The 17,127-nt window shown below is 59.3% G+C and carries 15 protein-coding genes; 11 read left to right on the plus strand and 4 right to left on the minus strand.

Features of this window, described 5'->3' with window-relative positions:
• Positions 1 to 59: 59 nt before the first annotated feature.
• On the plus strand, positions 60 to 707 hold the full coding sequence (locus tag B3527_RS07440; protein ID WP_206992519.1) for a squalene/phytoene synthase family protein: 648 nt from the start codon (positions 60 to 62) through the stop codon (positions 705 to 707).
• Here B3527_RS07440 and B3527_RS07445 read toward each other — a convergent pair.
• Positions 704 to 1,126, minus strand: a complete 423-nt coding sequence (locus B3527_RS07445; protein ID WP_206992520.1) for a MerR family DNA-binding protein — start codon at positions 1,124 to 1,126, stop codon at positions 704 to 706. The genes B3527_RS07440 and B3527_RS07445 overlap by 4 nt on opposite strands.
• Positions 1,127 to 1,176: 50 nt before the next feature.
• Here B3527_RS07445 and B3527_RS07450 point away from each other — a divergent pair, with 50 nt between their 5' ends.
• Positions 1,177 to 1,917: a glutaredoxin gene (locus B3527_RS07450; protein ID WP_290479083.1), complete on the plus strand. Its 741-nt coding sequence runs from the start codon at positions 1,177 to 1,179 to the stop codon at positions 1,915 to 1,917.
• A 3-nt stretch (positions 1,918 to 1,920) separates the two neighbouring features.
• Here B3527_RS07450 and B3527_RS07455 read toward each other — a convergent pair whose 3' ends face one another.
• Positions 1,921 to 2,676: a 7-carboxy-7-deazaguanine synthase QueE gene (locus B3527_RS07455; RefSeq protein ID WP_290479082.1), complete on the minus strand. Its 756-nt coding sequence runs from the start codon at positions 2,674 to 2,676 to the stop codon at positions 1,921 to 1,923.
• Positions 2,677 to 2,678: 2 nt separating this feature from the next.
• The gene (gene trmFO / locus B3527_RS07460) at positions 2,679 to 4,082 is read right to left on the minus strand and encodes a methylenetetrahydrofolate--tRNA-(uracil(54)-C(5))-methyltransferase (FADH(2)-oxidizing) TrmFO (RefSeq protein WP_206992523.1); all 1,404 of its coding nucleotides are present in this window, start codon (positions 4,080 to 4,082) and stop codon (positions 2,679 to 2,681) included.
• Positions 4,083 to 4,177: 95 nt separating this feature from the next.
• Between trmFO and B3527_RS07465 the strand changes: the two genes are divergently transcribed.
• From B3527_RS07465 to B3527_RS07475, 3 genes are all read left to right on the plus strand, one after another.
• Positions 4,178 to 4,981 carry a hypothetical protein gene (locus tag B3527_RS07465; protein WP_290479081.1) on the plus strand — a complete coding sequence of 268 codons (804 nt, stop codon included), beginning with the start codon at positions 4,178 to 4,180 and terminating at the stop codon, positions 4,979 to 4,981.
• 65 nt (positions 4,982 to 5,046) lie between these two features.
• Positions 5,047 to 6,030 carry a hypothetical protein gene (locus tag B3527_RS07470; RefSeq protein WP_206992525.1) on the plus strand — a complete coding sequence of 328 codons (984 nt, stop codon included), beginning with the start codon at positions 5,047 to 5,049 and terminating at the stop codon, positions 6,028 to 6,030.
• Between the two features lie 15 nt (positions 6,031 to 6,045).
• Positions 6,046 to 6,981, plus strand: a complete 936-nt coding sequence (locus B3527_RS07475) for a hypothetical protein (protein WP_290479080.1) — start codon at positions 6,046 to 6,048, stop codon at positions 6,979 to 6,981.
• A gap of 12 nt (positions 6,982 to 6,993) precedes the next feature.
• Here B3527_RS07475 and uvrA read toward each other — a convergent pair whose 3' ends face one another.
• Positions 6,994 to 10,068, minus strand: a complete 3,075-nt coding sequence (gene uvrA, locus B3527_RS07480) for an excinuclease ABC subunit UvrA (protein ID WP_290479079.1) — start codon at positions 10,066 to 10,068, stop codon at positions 6,994 to 6,996.
• A 242-nt stretch (positions 10,069 to 10,310) separates the two neighbouring features.
• Here uvrA and ssb point away from each other — a divergent pair, with 242 nt between their 5' ends.
• From ssb to queA, 6 genes are all read left to right on the plus strand, one after another.
• Complete coding sequence (gene ssb / locus B3527_RS07485) at positions 10,311 to 10,790, plus strand: single-stranded DNA-binding protein (RefSeq protein WP_034814137.1); 480 nt, start codon at positions 10,311 to 10,313, stop codon at positions 10,788 to 10,790.
• Positions 10,791 to 10,794: 4 nt separating this feature from the next.
• Complete coding sequence (gene blaOXA / locus B3527_RS07490; protein ID WP_290479078.1) at positions 10,795 to 11,652, plus strand: OXA-1090 family carbapenem-hydrolyzing class D beta-lactamase; 858 nt, start codon at positions 10,795 to 10,797, stop codon at positions 11,650 to 11,652.
• Positions 11,653 to 11,784: 132 nt separating this feature from the next.
• Entirely contained in the window at positions 11,785 to 14,577 is a 2,793-nt protein-coding gene (gyrA, locus tag B3527_RS07495) for a DNA gyrase subunit A (protein WP_290479077.1), read from the plus strand.
• Positions 14,578 to 14,621: 44 nt separating this feature from the next.
• Positions 14,622 to 15,119 (plus strand): pantetheine-phosphate adenylyltransferase, encoded by a 498-nt coding sequence (gene coaD / locus B3527_RS07500; RefSeq protein WP_034814135.1) that lies wholly within the window; start codon positions 14,622 to 14,624, stop codon positions 15,117 to 15,119.
• Complete coding sequence (locus tag B3527_RS07505) at positions 15,116 to 16,012, plus strand: peptidylprolyl isomerase (protein ID WP_290479076.1); 897 nt, start codon at positions 15,116 to 15,118, stop codon at positions 16,010 to 16,012. The genes coaD and B3527_RS07505 overlap by 4 nt, the downstream gene beginning before the upstream one ends.
• A 26-nt stretch (positions 16,013 to 16,038) precedes the next feature.
• Positions 16,039 to 17,097, plus strand: a complete 1,059-nt coding sequence (queA, locus tag B3527_RS07510) for a tRNA preQ1(34) S-adenosylmethionine ribosyltransferase-isomerase QueA (RefSeq protein WP_290479075.1) — start codon at positions 16,039 to 16,041, stop codon at positions 17,095 to 17,097.
• The last annotated feature ends 30 nt before the right edge of the window (positions 17,098 to 17,127 follow it).

The raw sequence follows: 17,127 nt of genomic DNA on the forward strand, positions 1-17,127 counted from the left end.
CGTCCTTTCTTGCAGCAAAGTATCTGGTCTAATTACGCGTCTTCCCACATATGGGTTGCATGTCAAACCAGACTAGCCCTCTTTCCAAATCTCAATGGGCCGCAATCGACAAGCGGATTCTGCGGGCAGACGAAGACCGCTGGATTTCCAGCCGCTATGCGAAGGACGATCAGCGACAGGCGCTGACGGCACTTTATGCGCTGGCATACGAGCTGGCACGGGTGCGCCTGGTGGTTTCGGAAGAGGGTCTTGGCCTGATCCGGTTCCAATGGTGGCGGGATGCAATTTCCGAAATTGAAATGGGCAAAGTGCGCGAACATGACGTCGCGCGGGCCTTGAAAGAAGAGATCGAGGCCGGGCGCCTGAAAGCACGCGCCTTGCAGGATCTGATTGATGGTTATCAGGCTGCCTTTGAAGCGCAGGACCGGGCATTGGAACCGGAAGGCTGGCTTGCGCTGACGGCGGCGCATGTGCTGACGCCGATGCATAACTGGGCTGAGGAAATCCGGAACGTCGCGCCCTATTTTGCCGCCGCTCGCCGCTCTGACTCCAAGGCATTCGGCCCGATCCTGCCGCCTGCACCGAAGCCGATCCGGCCAGCCATTGCGCATTTCCGGCTGCGCAAACTCTACACCGAGGGCAAGACGCCGAACGCGATCCAGAAACGGCTCTGCGTGCTGCAGGCGGTCCGTAGCGGCAAGGTCTAGGGCTCGAACGCCTTCAAGATGGGGCATGGGCCGCCATCCTCATATGCACATTCTTCCGCAAGCCGTTTCAATGACGCCCGGGCCTGCTGTAGCTCGTTGATCTGGGCATCCAGCGCCTTGAGGCGATCTGTTGCCATTTGTCTGGCTTCCGTGCGGTCTGTCATCGCGTCGAGTTCGATCAGGCGGGCAATTTGCTTCAACGTGAAGCCGGCGGCCTGCGCAGAGCGAATGAAGCGAAGGCGTTCCATATCTGCACGGCCATATTGGCGGATGCCACCTGAGACGCCGCTGCCTTGTGGGCGCTCCGGTAGCGGCATCAGACCCAGACGCTGATAATAGCGGACGGTTTCCACACCTACGCCTCCAGCTTTGGCCAATTTTCCAATCGAGATTTGAAGATCGTGTTGCAACCGTACCATGGTACAAGGGTTATATAGGCAAGGTCTGAAGTCCACAATCGGAGTTTCCCATGTCTACGACCAAACCCGTCGCCCATCTCTACCGGATGAAAACACCGTCGCATGTCTGTCCGTTCGGGCTGAAAAGCCGGGCGCTTCTGAACCGCAAAGGGTATGTGGTGGATGATCATCTCCTGACCAGCCGCGAGGAGACCGATGCCTTCAAGCGAGAGCATGATGTAAAGACGACGCCTCAGACTTTCATCGACGGAAAGCGGATCGGCGGATACGACGCCTTGAAGGAATTCTTCGGCCAGCCTGTGAAGGACAAGGACAAGAAAACCTATAAGCCGGTCATCGCCATCTTCGCGTCGGCTGCGCTGATGGCGCTAGCTGTCAGCTGGGCAGCCTATGGCAGCTTGCTGACCGTCCGCGCAGCGGAATGGTTCATCGCGATCAGCATGTGCATCCTGGCCATCCAGAAATTGCGGGATCTTGAGAGCTTTTCGAACTCATTTCTCGGCTACGATCTGCTGGCACGCAAATGGGTCAGGTATGCCGATATCTATCCGTTTGCGGAATTGCTGGCAGGCGTGCTGATGATTGCCGGCGCATTGATCTTTCTGGCGGCGCCGGTCGCCCTGTTCATCGGCACGATTGGTGCGGTATCAGTTTTCCGTGCGGTCTATATCGAGAAGCGAGACCTGAAATGCGCCTGCGTCGGCGGAGACAGCAATGTGCCGCTGGGCTTTGTCTCCCTGACCGAAAACCTGATGATGATCGCAATGGCTGTGTGGATGCTGGCCAAATAAGGCTCAGGTGCCGCGTGTATCGCCATACAGATGGATGTGCAGGCGGTCAGTGAAATTGTAGCCAGCTTCAAGACATGCCTCGGCAAGCCATGTTTCTCGCGCACGAAGTTCGGCGGGCGTACGGCCCTCGGGCATCAGCCATACGCGACCGGTGGGCATACCGGATTGTGCAACAAGGGCGTGAACTTCTGTGAGGTCTGACGGGTTTGCGACGACGATCTTGAAGTTCGCGCGCGGGTCGCTCGCATAGAAGTCGAGCACTTCGGGCCTGAGACGGATTGAGGCCGAATTGCCGGAATGGGCCAGCTTCGGCGAGACATTGAACTGGTCGATCAGCTCCGCCGCGAGACCAATAGGCTTGATCGTGCCATTGGTTTCGATCTCGATATAGAACTCTGGGTCGAAGGTTTTGAGATTTTGGATTAACTCACCGAGTTCGCGTTGTTGCAGCAAAGGTTCACCACCGGTGAAGATGATGCGGCGGCAAGGCTGGCTGATCAGTCTCTCGGTCAGGGCGTCGACAGATACATCGACGGTCTCTGCTGTGCGGTCGAATTTTTTCGGGGCGCCCGGCAGGTCATCGCGATGAGCAAACTCCGTCCCCAGAAAATTCCATGTATAGGCCGTGTCGCACCAGAGGCAGTGCAGGTTACACTGGGAAAAGCGCACAAATACACTCGGCTTGCCGGCCGAGACGCCCTCGCCTTGTAGCGAATGGAAAATCTCGGGCACGCCGGGCTCTGTGACGGCGAGGCGCATGTTTATTCTGCCGGGACCAGGCTGGTGGCCGACAGCCAGGAATCAAAGTCTTCCAGTGCGCGTACGGCCTGCGCGCGTTTCTTGGCGCGGCCCTTGTCCTTGCCGCGCAGGCGCTTACCGTCGGGCCCGTGTTTGGGGAAGTCGGTGATCTCAGGGAACAGGCCGAAATTCACGTTCATCGGTTGGAACGTCGCCTTGCCTTCAAGGTGTCCGCCGGTGATGTGGCGGATTAGCGAGCCGAGTGCGGTCGTCTCGGGCGGCGGCGCCAATGGACGGCCAAGGCGCTCTGCCGCGGCAAAGCGACCGGCGAGCAAGCCCATGCCCGCGCTTTCGACATAGCCTTCGACGCCGGTAACCTGGCCAGCAAAGCGCAAGCGCGGCAGGGTTTTCATGCGCAGCTGCTCGTCGAGCAGTTTCGGCGAATTCAGGAACGTATTGCGATGGATGCCGCCAAGCCGCGCAAACTCTGCTTTTTCGAGGCCGGGGATCATCCGGAAGATATCGGTCTGCGCGCCATATTTCAGCTTGGTCTGGAAGCCGACCATGTTCCACAAGGTGCCGTGGGCATTGTCCTGGCGCAGCTGGACGATGGCGTGCGCCTTGATGTCCGGCTGGTGTGGATTGGTCAGGCCGACCGGTTTCATCGGTCCGAATCGCAGCGTCTCGCGACCGCGCTCTGCCATGACTTCAATCGGCAGGCAGCCTTCAAAGTAAGGCGTGTTTTTTTCCCATTCCTTGAACTCGGTCTTCTCGCCCGAGATCAGCGCGTCGATGAAGGCATTGTACTGGTCTTCATCCAGCGGGCAGTTGATATACGCCGCTGTGTCTCCGCCGGGTCCGGGCTTGTCATAGCGGCTCTGGCGCCAAGCCTTGGTCATGTCGACGGAGTCGAAATAGACGATTGGCGCGATGGCGTCGAAGAAAGCGAGATCATCCTCGCCAGTATGGGCGTGGATGGCTTCCGCGAGCTTGAGCGAGGTGAGCGGCCCGGTGGCCACGATCACGCTGTCCCAGTCTTCGGGCGGGATACCGTCGATTTCCTCGCGGATGATGGTGACGTTCGGATGGGCTTCCAGCTTGGCAGTGACAGCTTCTGCAAAACCTTCGCGGTCCACGGCCAGCGCGCTGCCGGCGGGCACTTGGTGCTCGGCTGCCGTATGCATGATCAGGCCATTCGCGCGGCGCATTTCCTCATGCAGCACGCCGACGGCATTCGAGACGTGATCGTCCGACCGGAACGAATTGGAACAGACCAGCTCCGCCAGTTTGTCGGTCTGGTGGGCATCAGTGCCTTTGACGCCGCGCATTTCGTGCAAGATGACGGGCACGCCTGCATTTGCGGCCTGCCAGGCGGCCTCCGACCCGGCCATGCCGCCGCCGATAATATGAATGGGTTTGATGCTCATGGGCCGGATGTGCGGGGCGACGGCCCCTCCGTCAAGATGGCGTTTGCCGTGATTCCTCGTGGCGAGCGCGCGGTGAGGCGTGTAAGGAGTCGGATATGACTCGTGAACTCTCCATTCCCGGCCTTATTTCAGAGGCTTGGTCCCTTGCGCTGAAAGCGGCGCGGCCCAGCTTGGTCATCATGCTGGCCCTGATTGTGGCAGGCGGGGTTTACACGTTCGCCGTGGGACCTGGATCTTCAATGGGCGATGCAGCGCCGGCCATTGCTGCGCTGGTCGTGTTCGTAGTCGGCATCGAATTTTCGCTGGTTGTGTACCGCGCGATGCTGGACACCGGGACGGGAGACCGGTTGCGCCTCGCCCATGCAAATCTGGCGATCTACGTGGCATTCCTGTTTGTGGGTGTCTTCATCGGGTTCTTCCTCCTGATTCTGCCCGGAATCCTGCTCAAGGCTTCCGGTCGGGTGGATGTTGATGCGGAGACGCCACCAGAAGTCGTGCAGGCCGCGCTGATCGACATGCTGCCGACCGCTTATGGCGCGGTGCTGATCCTTGCCTGTCTGGCGGGTGCAGCCATACTGTTCTTCATGGCATTGCGTCTGTTGCTGGTTGGCGCTGCAACGGTTGCGACGGGCCAGACACTGGTGTTTCGCACATGGCCATGGACCAAGGGCCACGCTGTGAAACTCGGTCTCGCGGGACTGGCGACACACATCCTGCCATTTGCTGTGGCGGTTCTGATCAACTGGACCTTGCGGGATATCTGGGGCGATAGCGCCATTGGGGCCTTCCTGTCAGGCGCGATTGGCATGGCCCTGCTGGTGCCGTTCCTGCTTGGCGGACATGGCCTGGCGGTGGCCACCCTGCACCAGCTGCACCCTGGTGCCGAGCCAAGCGAATGATTGCACCTGTCATCTAAATCGTCCTATCCTGACGCCTGATAAGCAGTTCAGGGGGGCTCTGCCACATGCCAAGCCGGTTTTCATTTGATGGCGCGCTGATGTTCGCGTTCCGTGCGGCGCATGTGCGGAGCTTTCTCTGGGTCTTTCCTCTCGCCTTTGCCGGTGTGTTCACCCTGTTCAGCTTGGCGATCCTGATTTTCGCCAAAGACGATTTTTTACAAGTATTCCAGACCATAGAAATGCTGGAGCAGGCCTCGGTCGGTCGGGGGGACCCTCAAGCCGTATTCGCCGCGATATTGGGTGCGATGGAGCCACTGGTCGGGTGGGCGGTCTTCGCCATGCTCGGCAGCTGGATCATCTGGGCAATGTTCGAAGCCGCGTCGCAACGACGATATGTTCGCGATGAGCGATTTTCCCTCGGTTTCGGAGGGGATGAAATACGAATGATGGCGGTCGGACTCTGTTGGGCCGTGATGCAAACCCTGTTCATCATTGTACCGGTGCTCATGTTCTTTGGGGCCGTGTCCACGGCAGTGGGGCTTGCGGCCGATGGCGTTACCGAGTCACAGATCGCGAGCCGCGTCGTGGGTACGATCCTGGGTGCATTCGGGCTCTGGATCGTGCTGTTTTTTGTCTACGCGTTTTTCGCGACGCGGCTGGCACCGTGTTTTGGTCTCACCATAAAAGACAAGGCTTTCCGGTTTTTCGATGCCTGGAACGTGTCGCGTGGACGGTTTTGGCCAATCCTCGGTGCATATCTCATTCTCACCATCGTGGGCGGAATCGTCGTCAGCATCGCCGACCAACTGCTCCAGTTGCCTATGATGTTCATGATGGCGCCAGCATTTGAGAATGTTCAGACTGGCGATGACATTGCCGCAGCCTTCATGAGCAGTGGGGTGATCGTGGTGTTGGCCGTCTACCTGATCGCGCGCCTGTTCCTGTCGGGGCTGCTCATGCATGTCGCTGGCGCGCCGGCTGCGTTTGCGGCGAGGCATGACCCGCGCGGCAGTGTGGACGATACGTATCGTGTGGATACTTTCAGCTAAAGAGAGGGCGAGCTGATGAATACTCTGGAATTTTCAGTCGGGAATGCGATGGGGCACTTCCGCAAAACCGGGGGACCGAAAGGGTTTCTCTGGAAGTATGCGTTGGCATACGCGCTGATCGGAATTGTTGTGCAGGGGCTCAGCCTCTACCTCATGGCGCCCATCTATGGTGCTGCGTTCAATCCCATCGTCATGGAAGATCCCGACATGATGGATCAGGTGATGCTGGAGAATATGGGCCGGGTGGCGCTCGGCTATCTGGTCTCTTTTGTCTTTGGTATCCTGATGTGGATCATGTTCGAAGCCGCCAGCCAGCGTCGCTACATGCGCGCCGACGGGTTCAGCCTGAAGCTTGGCGGTGATGAAGGCCGCCTGTTCGTGGTCGGCCTGTTCTGGTTCGGTCTGCTGATCCTGCTTTATATAGGGATGTTCATATTGATGATGATCCCCATGATCATCGGAGCCGCCGCGGGCGGTGATGGCGCCTTGGCCGCCGGAGCTGTGGCGGTGATTGTCATGCTTGCCTACATGGTGTTCGCAATATGGGTTGCTGTGCGTTTCTCACCCGCGGCCGCCATGACCATTCGGGATCGCAAGATTCGGTTCGGCAGTGCGTGGCGCGCCACCAAAGGCAAGGTGTGGACGTTGATCGGCAGCTGGCTGATCCTGGCGCTGATCATGATGGCGATCATCTTTGTCTTGTATCTGGTCTTCGCGGTGACCGCTGTCCTGGCGTTGATGCCGGTCATGCAGAGCGGATCGGACGATCCGGCCGCGATACTTGCTGCCTTTGCATCGCCGGGATTCATCATCCCCGCGATTTTCTTCGGGCTGATCTATATGGGGCTGGCTGGCATCATGATGCATGTGTTCGGTGGCCCCGCAGCGCTGGCTGCGAAGACCGACCCGAACTGGACGGACACGGCGGCGATCAACGAAACCTTCGTCTAGCGCGACAGGCGATTACTTGGCAGGGCTCGGCGTGCGGGATTTCCGCTTTGCCGGGCTCTTGGCTTTTGGCGTTGCCTTGGTTGCGGCCTTTGCAGGGGCCTTGGCCTTCGGCCTAGCTGCAGCTTTGGCTTTCGCAGGCGCCTTTGCGGCGGCCTTTTTCGGTTTGGCGGCAGGCTTTGCCTTGCTCGTGCTTTCGGCTCGCAATCGCTTGTTGCGCGCGGCGCGGCGCTCGTCCTGACGTCGGAACGTCTCGGCGAGGTGTTTACCGGTCCAACTGTCGGTGCAGGCAGCAATATCTTCCGGTGTGCCATAAGCGACGAGTTCGCCGCCGCCATCGCCGCCTTCAGGACCGAGGTCCAGCACCCAGTCCGCCGTTTTCACCACATCCAGATTGTGCTCGATCACGACGACCGTGTTGCCGGTGTCGACGAGGGAGTGCAGCACTTCGAGAAGCTTGCGAACGTCCTCGAAATGCAGGCCGGTCGTCGGTTCGTCGAGAATGTAGAGCGTCTTGCCGGTGGCGCGCTTGGAGAGTTCCTTGGCGAGCTTCACCCGCTGGGCTTCGCCGCCCGACAAAGTCGTCGCCTGCTGGCCGACTTTCACATAGCCAAGGCCGACCTGGTTCAACGTGTCGAGCTTGGTCGAAATCGCAGGCACGGCGGAGAAGAATTTCGCGGCGTCTTCCACGGTCATGTCCAGCACGTCGGCAATCGACTTGCCCTTGAACAGGACTTCCAGCGTCTCGCGATTGTAGCGCTTGCCCTTGCAGGTTTCGCACGTGACATAGACGTCTGGCAGGAAATGCATCTCGATCTTGATGACGCCGTCGCCCTGACAGGCTTCACAACGCCCACCCTTCACGTTGAAGCTGAACCGGCCAGGTGCGTAGCCGCGCGCCTTGGCCTCGGGCAGTCCGGCAAACCAGTCGCGGATCGGGCCGAAGGCACCGGTATAAGTGGCCGGGTTAGAGCGCGGTGTACGGCCAATCGGGCTCTGGTCAATGTCGATGACCTTGTCGAGATGCTGCAGGCCTTCAAGGCTTTGGTACGGCTGTGGCGGGCTGGACGCGCCGTTCAGCTTGCGAGCCAGTGCTTTGTAGAGCGTTTCGATGATCAACGTGGATTTGCCGCCGCCGGAGACGCCCGTGATGCAGGTGAAGCTGCCAAGCGGGATCGTGGCGTCGACATTTTTCAGATTGTTGCCGGTGGCCCCCTTCAGGGTCACCTTGCGCTTGGCTTTCTCGACCGGACGGCGCGTCGGAATCGGGATTTCCTTGGTGCCGTTCAGATAGTCTGCTGTCAGGCTTTTCGGACTGGCCATCACCTCATCGGGCGTGCCCTCGGCAATGATCTGGCCGCCATGCACACCTGCGGCCGGTCCCATGTCGATAACATGGTCAGCGGTCAGGATAGCATCCTCGTCATGTTCCACGACGATCACGGAGTTTCCAAGGTCACGTAGGCGTTTCAGCGTTTCCAGCAGGCGATCATTGTCGCGCTGGTGCAGGCCAATGCTCGGCTCGTCCAGCACGTAGAGCACGCCGGTCAGGCCGGAGCCGATCTGGCTGGCGAGCCGGATGCGTTGGCTCTCCCCGCCAGACAGCGTGCCCGAGGCGCGGCTGAGCGTGAGGTATTCCAGGCCGACATCATTGAGGAAGTCGAGCCGGTCATTGATTTCCTTCAGGATGCGTCCGGCGATCTCATTCTGCTGTTTCGTCAGCGACTTGTGAACGGCAGCGAACCAGTCATGTGCCTGCTTGATCGAGAAGACCGAGGCGTCGGAAATGTCGAGACTGTCGATCTTCACCGCCAGCGCTTCAGGTTTCAGACGCTTGCCACCGCAGGCCGGGCAGGGTGCGGCTGCCTGAAATTTCGCGATCTCGTCACGCACCCATTGGCTGTCGGTTTCGCGATAGCGGCGCTCAAGGTTCGGGATGACGCCTTCGAACGTCTTCTTCACCTCATAACGGCGCATGCCGTCATCGTAGACAAAATTGATTTCTTCTTCGCCCGTGCCGAACAGTATCATCTGGTGGATGTCCTCCGACAATTTGTTCCAGGGCTTCTTCAGGTCAAATCGGTAGTGCGCCGACAAGGCCTGCAGAGTCTGGGTCTGGTAGGGTGAGGTCGATTTGGCCCAGGGCGCGATCGCACCGTTCAGCAGGTCAAGATCCTTGTCCGGAACAACCAGTCCGGCATCCACCTTCAATTGCTGTCCGAGGCCGTCACAGGTCGGGCAGGCCCCGAAGGGATTGTTGAACGAGAAGAGGCGGGGTTCGATTTCAGGGATTGTGAAGCCGGAGACCGGGCAGGCGAAATTGGCGCTGTAGGTGATGCGCTTCGGCTCGGTCTCGCCGTCTTCGAGATCGGCATATTCGCCGATAGCGATGCCATTGGCGAGTCCGATCGCCGTCTCGAAACTTTCGGCGAGGCGCTGTTCCATGCCCTCGCGCACGACGATCCGGTCGACCACGACGTCGATGTCATGCTTGAATTTCTTGTCCAGTTTGGGCGGGTTTTCCAGTTCGTGAAACTCGCCGTCGACCTTGACCCGCTGGTAGCCATTCTTGAGCAATTCGGCGAATTCCTTGCGGTACTCCCCTTTCCGGCCACGGACGATAGGCGCCAGCAGGTAGAGCCGCGTGCCTTCGGGCAGGTCCATTGTGCGGTCGACCATCTGGCTGACGGTCTGGCTCTCGATGGGCAGGCCGGTAGCTGGCGAATAAGGGATGCCGACGCGTGCCCACAGCAGGCGCATGTAGTCGTAAATCTCGGTGACCGTACCAACAGTCGAGCGCGGGTTCCGGCTGGTCGTCTTCTGCTCAATCGAGATAGCGGGCGACAGGCCCTCAATGCTCTCTACATCCGGCTTCTGCATCAGCTCCAGGAACTGGCGCGCATAGGCCGAAAGGCTCTCGACATAACGGCGCTGGCCTTCGGCATAGATCGTGTCGAATGCCAGCGAGGATTTGCCTGATCCAGACAGGCCGGTCATCACGACCAGCTCGCCGCGGGGGATATCCACGTCGACATTCTTGAGATTGTGTTCCTTGGCGCCGCGCACGCGGATGAAGGGAGACTCTGCCATTGACGGGCTCTCTGCTGGATTGATGCTCGTTTCGCCAGCGAAACGGAACTAAATATCTGCTAGGTCCTATGTGTGCCTTGAGTCCAGCTTGACGACAAGAACAAAATGTGAACATACAGCGGGCGCTGCTTTTTCATGCCGAAGGCGGGGGAATTTTCACCGCAGCGGGCGACACACCGCCTTGAGCAGAGTAAAAGCGGATTCGAATCGAAAGCGAAACAGACCGGAGCGGAGTTGGAACCATGGCAGGATCAGTGAACAAGGTCATCCTTGTCGGAAATGTTGGACAGGACCCGGAAGTCCGCCAGTTCCAGAATGGCGGCCAGGTCGCCAGCTTCTCGCTCGCCACGTCCGAGACGTGGAAGGACAAGAATACGGGCGAACGCAAGGAAAAGACCGAATGGCATCGCGTTTCGGTTTTCAGCGAAGGCCTTGTCCGCGTTGTCCAGAATTATATCAAAAAGGGCTCCAAGCTCTATATTGAGGGCCAACTCGAGACCCGCAAATGGCAGGACAAGGATGGCCAGGATCGCTACACGACTGAAGTCGTGCTGCGCGGCTTCAATTCCACGCTGACCATGCTGGACAGCCGTAATGAAGGCGGTGGCCGGTCGTCCGGCAATGATTTCGGCGGCTATCAGGGGCAGGCCGGCGCGCCGCGCCAAATGAGCGGTCCGCAGGAAAGTTTCAGCCAGGACCTCGACGACGAGATCCCGTTCTAGCGCTATGCGGGCAGGCTGGCATCCTGCGCACTGGTTGGCGGCGACTGTGGTCGCCTTACTGAGCGCATGCCAGTCTCCGCCGATCGTCCCGGTCGGAAATCTTGATTCTGTCCTTGCCAGCGAATCCATGACGCCGGATACAGCGGCGCTCGTCGTCTACCGTCTTGAAGACAGTCGGACATGGACCACCAGCGGTGAGCGGCCATCTGAGCGTTTCGTGGCCGCATCGACCTCCAAGATCCCGCACACGCTGATTGCCTTGGAGACAGGCGCTGTCAGCGGCCCCGATGATTGGTTTGAGTGGGATGGTGAGACGCGGTTCTTGCCGGGGTGGAATGAAAGTCAGGATTTCGCTTCGGCCTTCCAGCGTTCCACGGTGTGGATTTACCAGACGGTCACGCCGCGTATCGGCAATGTCGCGCTGAGCACTTGGCTCGCGCGCTTTGGCTATGGGAACGCTGACACGGGCACCGAGGATGATATTCAGACCTATTGGCTGAAGGGCCCGCTGAAGACCTCCGCGCGGGAGCAAGCCGTGTTTCTCGCGAAACTGTCTGCCCGCACTTTGCCGCTTTCGGCGCAGACCTATGAGCAGGCGATTCCGATGATGCTCGCCGAGGAGGGTGATGGCTGGTCGATCCATGCCAAGACGGGTTGGAAGAGTGTGCCCGGTGAAACGGATATCGGCTGGTATGTTGGCTGGCTGGAACAGACCGAAGGTGGCGCTCCGGGTACATATACATTCGCGTTCAATCTGGACATGAACGCTGAAAATCCGGCACTGAAAACGCGCAGAGAGGCGGTCCGCAAAGCGCTCGAAACCATCGGGGCGCTGAGCCCTGCTTCCGAGACCCCGTTTTAGGGTGATTTCGCCCGTATTTACTGCTATTTTGGCCCTGTCGCATTTGTTTCAATCATGGCGGGATGCTAGACATGTTCCTGTATCGGAACAGGTGATTCCCGTTAATTTCACCGTAGCCAGGACGAATTCTCCATGAGCGACGACACAACTCCGCCAGACGACCCGGAAACGCCAGAAAATGGCGGAGAGGGCAGCACGTCCCTTCCGGACGGCATTGAGCTGATTTCTATCGAATCCGAGCTGAAAAGCTCCTATCTCGACTATGCGATGAGCGTCATCGTGAGCCGGGCACTACCGGATGTGCGGGATGGTCTGAAACCTGTTCATCGCCGCATTCTCTATGCGATGAACGAGGGCGGCAATACGCCCAGCAAGCCGTACAAGAAATCTGCAAATATCGTCGGCGCGGTGATGGGTAACTACCACCCGCACGGTGACTCTGCGATCTATGACGCGCTGGTGCGCATGGCCCAACCATTCTCGATGGGCGTGACGCTCGTAGACGGTCAGGGCAATTTCGGCTCGATCGACAATGATCCACCAGCCGCCATGCGTTATACCGAAAGCCGCATGACGAAGGAGGCGACCTATCTGCTCGCCGATATCGACAAGGATACGGTCGACTTCCAGGACAATTACGACGGATCCCAGAAAGAGCCGATTGTCCTGCCGGCGCAGTATCCGAACCTGCTGGTCAATGGTGCTGGCGGCATCGCGGTCGGTATGGCGACGAATATCCCGCCGCACAATCTGGGCGAAGTGATCGACGCGACACTGGCAATCATCGAAGACCCGACGCTGGATGAAGACGCCCTGCTCGAAATCGTCCCCGGTCCTGACTTTCCGACCGGCGGCCAGATCATGGGCATGTCCGGCAGCCGCAAGGCGATGACCACCGGCCGCGGCAGCGTGATCATGCGCGCCAAGACCGATATCGAAGAAGCCAAGAATGGCCGTCAGGCCATTATCGTGACCGAAATTCCCTATCAGGTGAACAAGGCCGCGATGATTACAAAGATCGCGGAACTCGTGCGTGACAAGCGTATCGAAGGCATCGCTGACCTGCGGGACGAATCCGACCGGAACGGCATTCGTGTTGTGGTCGAACTGAAAAAGGATGCGAGCGCGGAAGTGGTGCTGAACCAGCTCTTCCGTTTCAGCCAGATGCAAACCAGTTTCGGCGTCAACATGCTGGCCCTGAATGGTGGTCGCCCGGAGCTGATGAACCTGCGCAAAGTGCTCGATTGCTTTGTGGCTTTCCGTCAGGAAGTCGTGGTTCGCCGCACCAAGCACGAATTGAACAAGGCACGCGACCGCGCCCACGTCCTTGTCGGCCTGGCCATGGCCGTGGCCAACATAGACGAAGTCATTCGCATCATACGCTATTCGCCCGATCCGAATGCAGCCCGCGAAGCTTTGCTCGAGAAAGCTTGGCCGATCATGGATATGGGCCCGCTGCTGGATCTGATCGCGGACCGCCGGACCCGAAAGGGCGACGGCGACACGATCTATCTGTCCGATGAGCAAGCGCGCTCCATTCTTGCGCTGCAGCTGTCCCGTCTGACGGGCCTCGGCCGTGACGAGATTGGCAATGAAGCCAAGGGTCTGTCCGAGAAGATCGAGGAATTCCTCAGCATCCTGCGGTCGCGCCAGCGCGTTCTGGACATCATCAAGGGCGAGCTCTCTGAAGTTAAAGAGAAATTCGCTGTTCCACGTCGGTCGGAATTCGCCTTTGGCGGCATCGACATGGAAGACGAAGACCTGATCGAGGTTGAAGACATGGTCGTGGCCGTGACGCATGGCGGCTACGTCAAGCGTACCCCGCTCTCGACCTATCGTACGCAGCATCGGGGCGGCAAGGGCCGCTCGGGCATGAACATGAAGGACGAGGACTTCGTCGTGAACGTGTTCTCGGCGACCACGCATACTGAAGTCCTCTTCTTCTCCTCGGCCGGCATGGTCTATAAGGAGAAGGTCTGGCGCTTGCCGATTGGTGGGCCGAACTCGCGCGGCAAGGCGCTGGTCAATATCTTCCCACTGGCCGCCGATGAGCGTATCGAAAGCGTCATGCCGCTGCCGGAGGACGATGAGTCCCGCAATGAGCTGGACGTCATGTTCGCGACGAAGACCGGCACGGTCCGCCGTAACAAGTTGTCAGATTTCACTCGCGTGAACCGCAACGGCAAGATCGCGATGAAGCTGGAAGATGATGACGGCATCGTGTCAGTGAAGATCTGTTCCGAGAAGGACGATATCCTGCTGACCACAGCGCTTGGCCAGTGTATCCGCTTTGCCGTTCCGGATGTCCGTGTCTTTGCGGGGCGCAATTCGACCGGTGTCCGGGGCATCCGTCTGGGTGAAGGAGATGAAGTGATCTCAATGGGCATCCTGCGTCATATGGACGTTACGTCGGAAGAAGCGCGCGGCTATCTGAAGCATGCCGCCGCGATGCGCCGCGCTGCGACGGGCGAGGAAGAGGAAGTCTCGGACGATGATGGCGAAGAAGCCGTCGACGAGGCTGCCTTGAGCGCTGAACGCATTGCCGAACTTGGCGCCGCCGAGGAATTCATCCTGACCATTGCCGATGACGGCATGGGCAAGCGCTCGTCGGCCTATGACTACCGTGTCACCGGGCGCGGCGGCAAAGGCCTTGTCGCCCAGAATATCTGGGGACGCGACAAGAAGCAGGGGCCGGTCAAACAGGTTGCGCAATCCTTCACGGTGGGCGACGGCGATCAGGTCATGCTGGTCACCAATGCAGGCCAGCTGATCCGCACGCCTGTTGAGCAGATCCGCATCGCCGGTCGGTCGACGGGGGGCGTCTGGGTGCTCCGCACAGCCGAAGGCGAACGCGTGGTTTCTGTCGCACGGCTTGTGGAAGACGCTGAAACCGCTATGGATGATGCCGAAGATGCGGGAGACTAAATCCCGTACGTAAATCGGACCTGAAAGGCGGGGAGGACAGGCTTTTGCATCGCGTTGGACTATATCCAGGAACATTCGACCCGCCGACGAACGGCCATCTTGATATCATTGGCCGCGCCCGCAAGCTGGTGGACACGCTGATCATCGGCGTGGCGATCAATGAAGCCAAGAAACCCCTGTTCCCGCTACAGGAGCGGGTCGACATGGTGCGGTCGGAGTGCGCCAAAATGAACGGACCGGGCCTGGCCGATATTAAGGTCATGCCGATGCATGGATTGCTCATGAAGTTCGCCGAGGCTTGTGAAGCACACATTATCGTACGAGGCCTGCGCGCGGTTCAGGATTTCGAATACGAATTCCAGATGACCGCCATGAACGAGCAACTGAATCCCGACATTGAAACCGTGTTTCTGATGGCCGATGTTAGGCATCAGGCCGTGGCCTCTCGGCTCGTGAAGGAAATCGCGAGCCTGGGCGGAGATATCACGCCGTTTGTAACGCCCGACGTAAAACGGGCCCTGCTGGAGAAGTATGAAAAATGAAGTTTGCCGCTTTCGCGCTTGCCGCTTCCGCCATCGCCCTGACAGCCACGGCCGATATCACAGAAAGCGCAGCGCCAGCGGAAGACGCCCCGGCAACTTATACTGTTGAAGACGCCAAGGCCGATACGGCCAGCTGGCGTGCCGTTGACCCAGAGCGTCTGTTCATTTTCAATACCAACAAGGGGCGCATCCTGATCGAAGCGTTCCCGGAAGTTGCTCCCAAGCATTTCGAGCAGTTCTCCACCATTATCCGGTCTGGAGATTATGCGGGCACCAAGTTCCATCGCGTGATCGAAGGTTTCATGGCGCAAGGTGGCGACATTCGCGCCATCAATGGTACGGGCTCTGGCCTGCCGGGCATCGAAGCTGAATTCACGTTCCGCCGCAATCCGGAGGAGATGCCGCTGGATTATGCGATTGGTGAGCGCGACGACGCAGACAATGGCTATATCAACGGCTTTCCGATCGCGACCCGCCCGCTTTGGCTGGCTCAAGACCTCGGGAACGAAACCATCGAAAGCTGGATCCCGCATTGCGCGGGCGTGGTGTCTACTGCGCGCCTTGGCAATGATGTGAACTCCGGCAATTCGCAATTCTTCCTGATGCGTGGACATACCGAACATCTCGACAAGCAGTACACCGCTTGGGGCCGTGTGCTTGACGGGCAGGATGTGGTCATGTCGATCAAGAAAGGTCCGGATGGCACTGATGGAGTGGTCACGAATCCGGACACGTTGGAATCGGCCGCCATAGCGGCTGACCTGCCGGAAGGTGAGCGCCCCCAGGCTTGGGTCATGCGCACGGACAGTGATCTGTTTGCCGACCTGATCACCGGGCCCGGCCGTCCGCATGTTTGTAGCCTGCCGCCCGTTCCAACGGTCGTTGAAGACTAGAGACTTTCTGGTCGGGGCATCGCCGCATGGACTTGTCCGAATTCGAGTTTGACCTGCCGGAGCACTTGATTGCGCTGCGCCCGGCTGATCCGCAGGATTCTGCGCGTCTGCTGGTGGTGCATGGCGATGGGCGGTTGGAAGATGCGACTGTACGTGACCTGCCGCGCTACCTGTCGGCTGGTGATGTCATGGTGTTCAATGACACGCGTGTGCTGCCAGCTGCATTGACCGGCGTCCGTCCGGCGCGTGATGAGTCTGGGCAGAACGTGGCGTGCGATGTCAATCTGACCGAGCGGATGGATGCGCGGCGCTGGCGCGCACTCGCAAGGCCGGGTCGTCGGCTGAAAGAAAGCGACACGATTATCTTTGCCGAAGGCTTTTCCGCTGAGATCACTGGTCGTCATGAAGGCGGCGAAATAGAATTGTGCTTCTCGCTGGCGGGCGATGAGTTGACCGATGCACTCGATGCCCATGGCGCGATGCCATTGCCGCCTTACATCGCGCGTCGTCGCCCGGCGGATGCCTTGGACCGGGAAACTTATCAGACCAGGTTTGCTGGCGAGGATGCAGCTTCCGTTGCCGCTCCTACAGCCGGTTTGCACTTCACACCGCGCTTGCTGGCTGACATCGATGCGGCTGGCATTGTGCGAGAGACCGTCCGCCTCCATGTTGGACTCGGCACGTTCAAACCCCTGGAAGCGGCGCAGCTTGAAGCGAATCGGCTGCATGAGGAATGGCGACGCCTGACGCCGGAGGTGGCGGCCAAGCTGAACACAGCGCGGGCCGGTGGACACCGTGTGGTGCCAGTCGGCACAACGGCTATGCGCACACTGGAGAGTTGTGTTGATACGGATGGTATCCTGCACGCGGCAACCGGCCCTACGGATATCTTCCTGAAGCCGGGCGATGCCGTTCGCGCAACAGACGCCCTCGTGACGAATTTCCACCTTCCGGGCTCCAGCCTGTTCATGCTGGTCTGCGCCCTTATGGGGACGGAGATCATGCAGGCGGCTTATGCGCACGCTATTGCCAGCGAGTACCGTTTCTACTCGTATGGCGACGCATGCCTGTTGCTCCCAACGTAAAATCCCCGCGCCTCAAGCACGGGGATTTGA

Source organism: Hyphomonas sp. UBA4505 (assembly GCF_002388685.1).
Lineage (GTDB): Bacteria > Pseudomonadota > Alphaproteobacteria > Caulobacterales > Hyphomonadaceae > Hyphomonas.

Coding starts and splice junctions, on each gene's coding strand:
- B3527_RS07440 (WP_206992519.1), top strand. CDS start 60: ATGTCAAACCAGACTAGCCCTCTTTCCAAATCTCAATGGGCCGCAATC.
- B3527_RS07445 (WP_206992520.1), bottom strand. CDS start 1,126: ATGGTACGGTTGCAACACGATCTTCAAATCTCGATTGGAAAATTGGCC.
- B3527_RS07450 (WP_290479083.1), top strand. CDS start 1,177: ATGTCTACGACCAAACCCGTCGCCCATCTCTACCGGATGAAAACACCG.
- B3527_RS07455 (WP_290479082.1), bottom strand. CDS start 2,676: ATGCGCCTCGCCGTCACAGAGCCCGGCGTGCCCGAGATTTTCCATTCG.
- trmFO (WP_206992523.1), bottom strand. CDS start 4,082: ATGAGCATCAAACCCATTCATATTATCGGCGGCGGCATGGCCGGGTCG.
- B3527_RS07465 (WP_290479081.1), top strand. CDS start 4,178: ATGACTCGTGAACTCTCCATTCCCGGCCTTATTTCAGAGGCTTGGTCC.
- B3527_RS07470 (WP_206992525.1), top strand. CDS start 5,047: ATGCCAAGCCGGTTTTCATTTGATGGCGCGCTGATGTTCGCGTTCCGT.
- B3527_RS07475 (WP_290479080.1), top strand. CDS start 6,046: ATGAATACTCTGGAATTTTCAGTCGGGAATGCGATGGGGCACTTCCGC.
- uvrA (WP_290479079.1), bottom strand. CDS start 10,068: ATGGCAGAGTCTCCCTTCATCCGCGTGCGCGGCGCCAAGGAACACAAT.
- ssb (WP_034814137.1), top strand. CDS start 10,311: ATGGCAGGATCAGTGAACAAGGTCATCCTTGTCGGAAATGTTGGACAG.
- blaOXA (WP_290479078.1), top strand. CDS start 10,795: ATGCGGGCAGGCTGGCATCCTGCGCACTGGTTGGCGGCGACTGTGGTC.
- gyrA (WP_290479077.1), top strand. CDS start 11,785: ATGAGCGACGACACAACTCCGCCAGACGACCCGGAAACGCCAGAAAAT.
- B3527_RS07505 (WP_290479076.1), top strand. CDS start 15,116: ATGAAGTTTGCCGCTTTCGCGCTTGCCGCTTCCGCCATCGCCCTGACA.
- queA (WP_290479075.1), top strand. CDS start 16,039: ATGGACTTGTCCGAATTCGAGTTTGACCTGCCGGAGCACTTGATTGCG.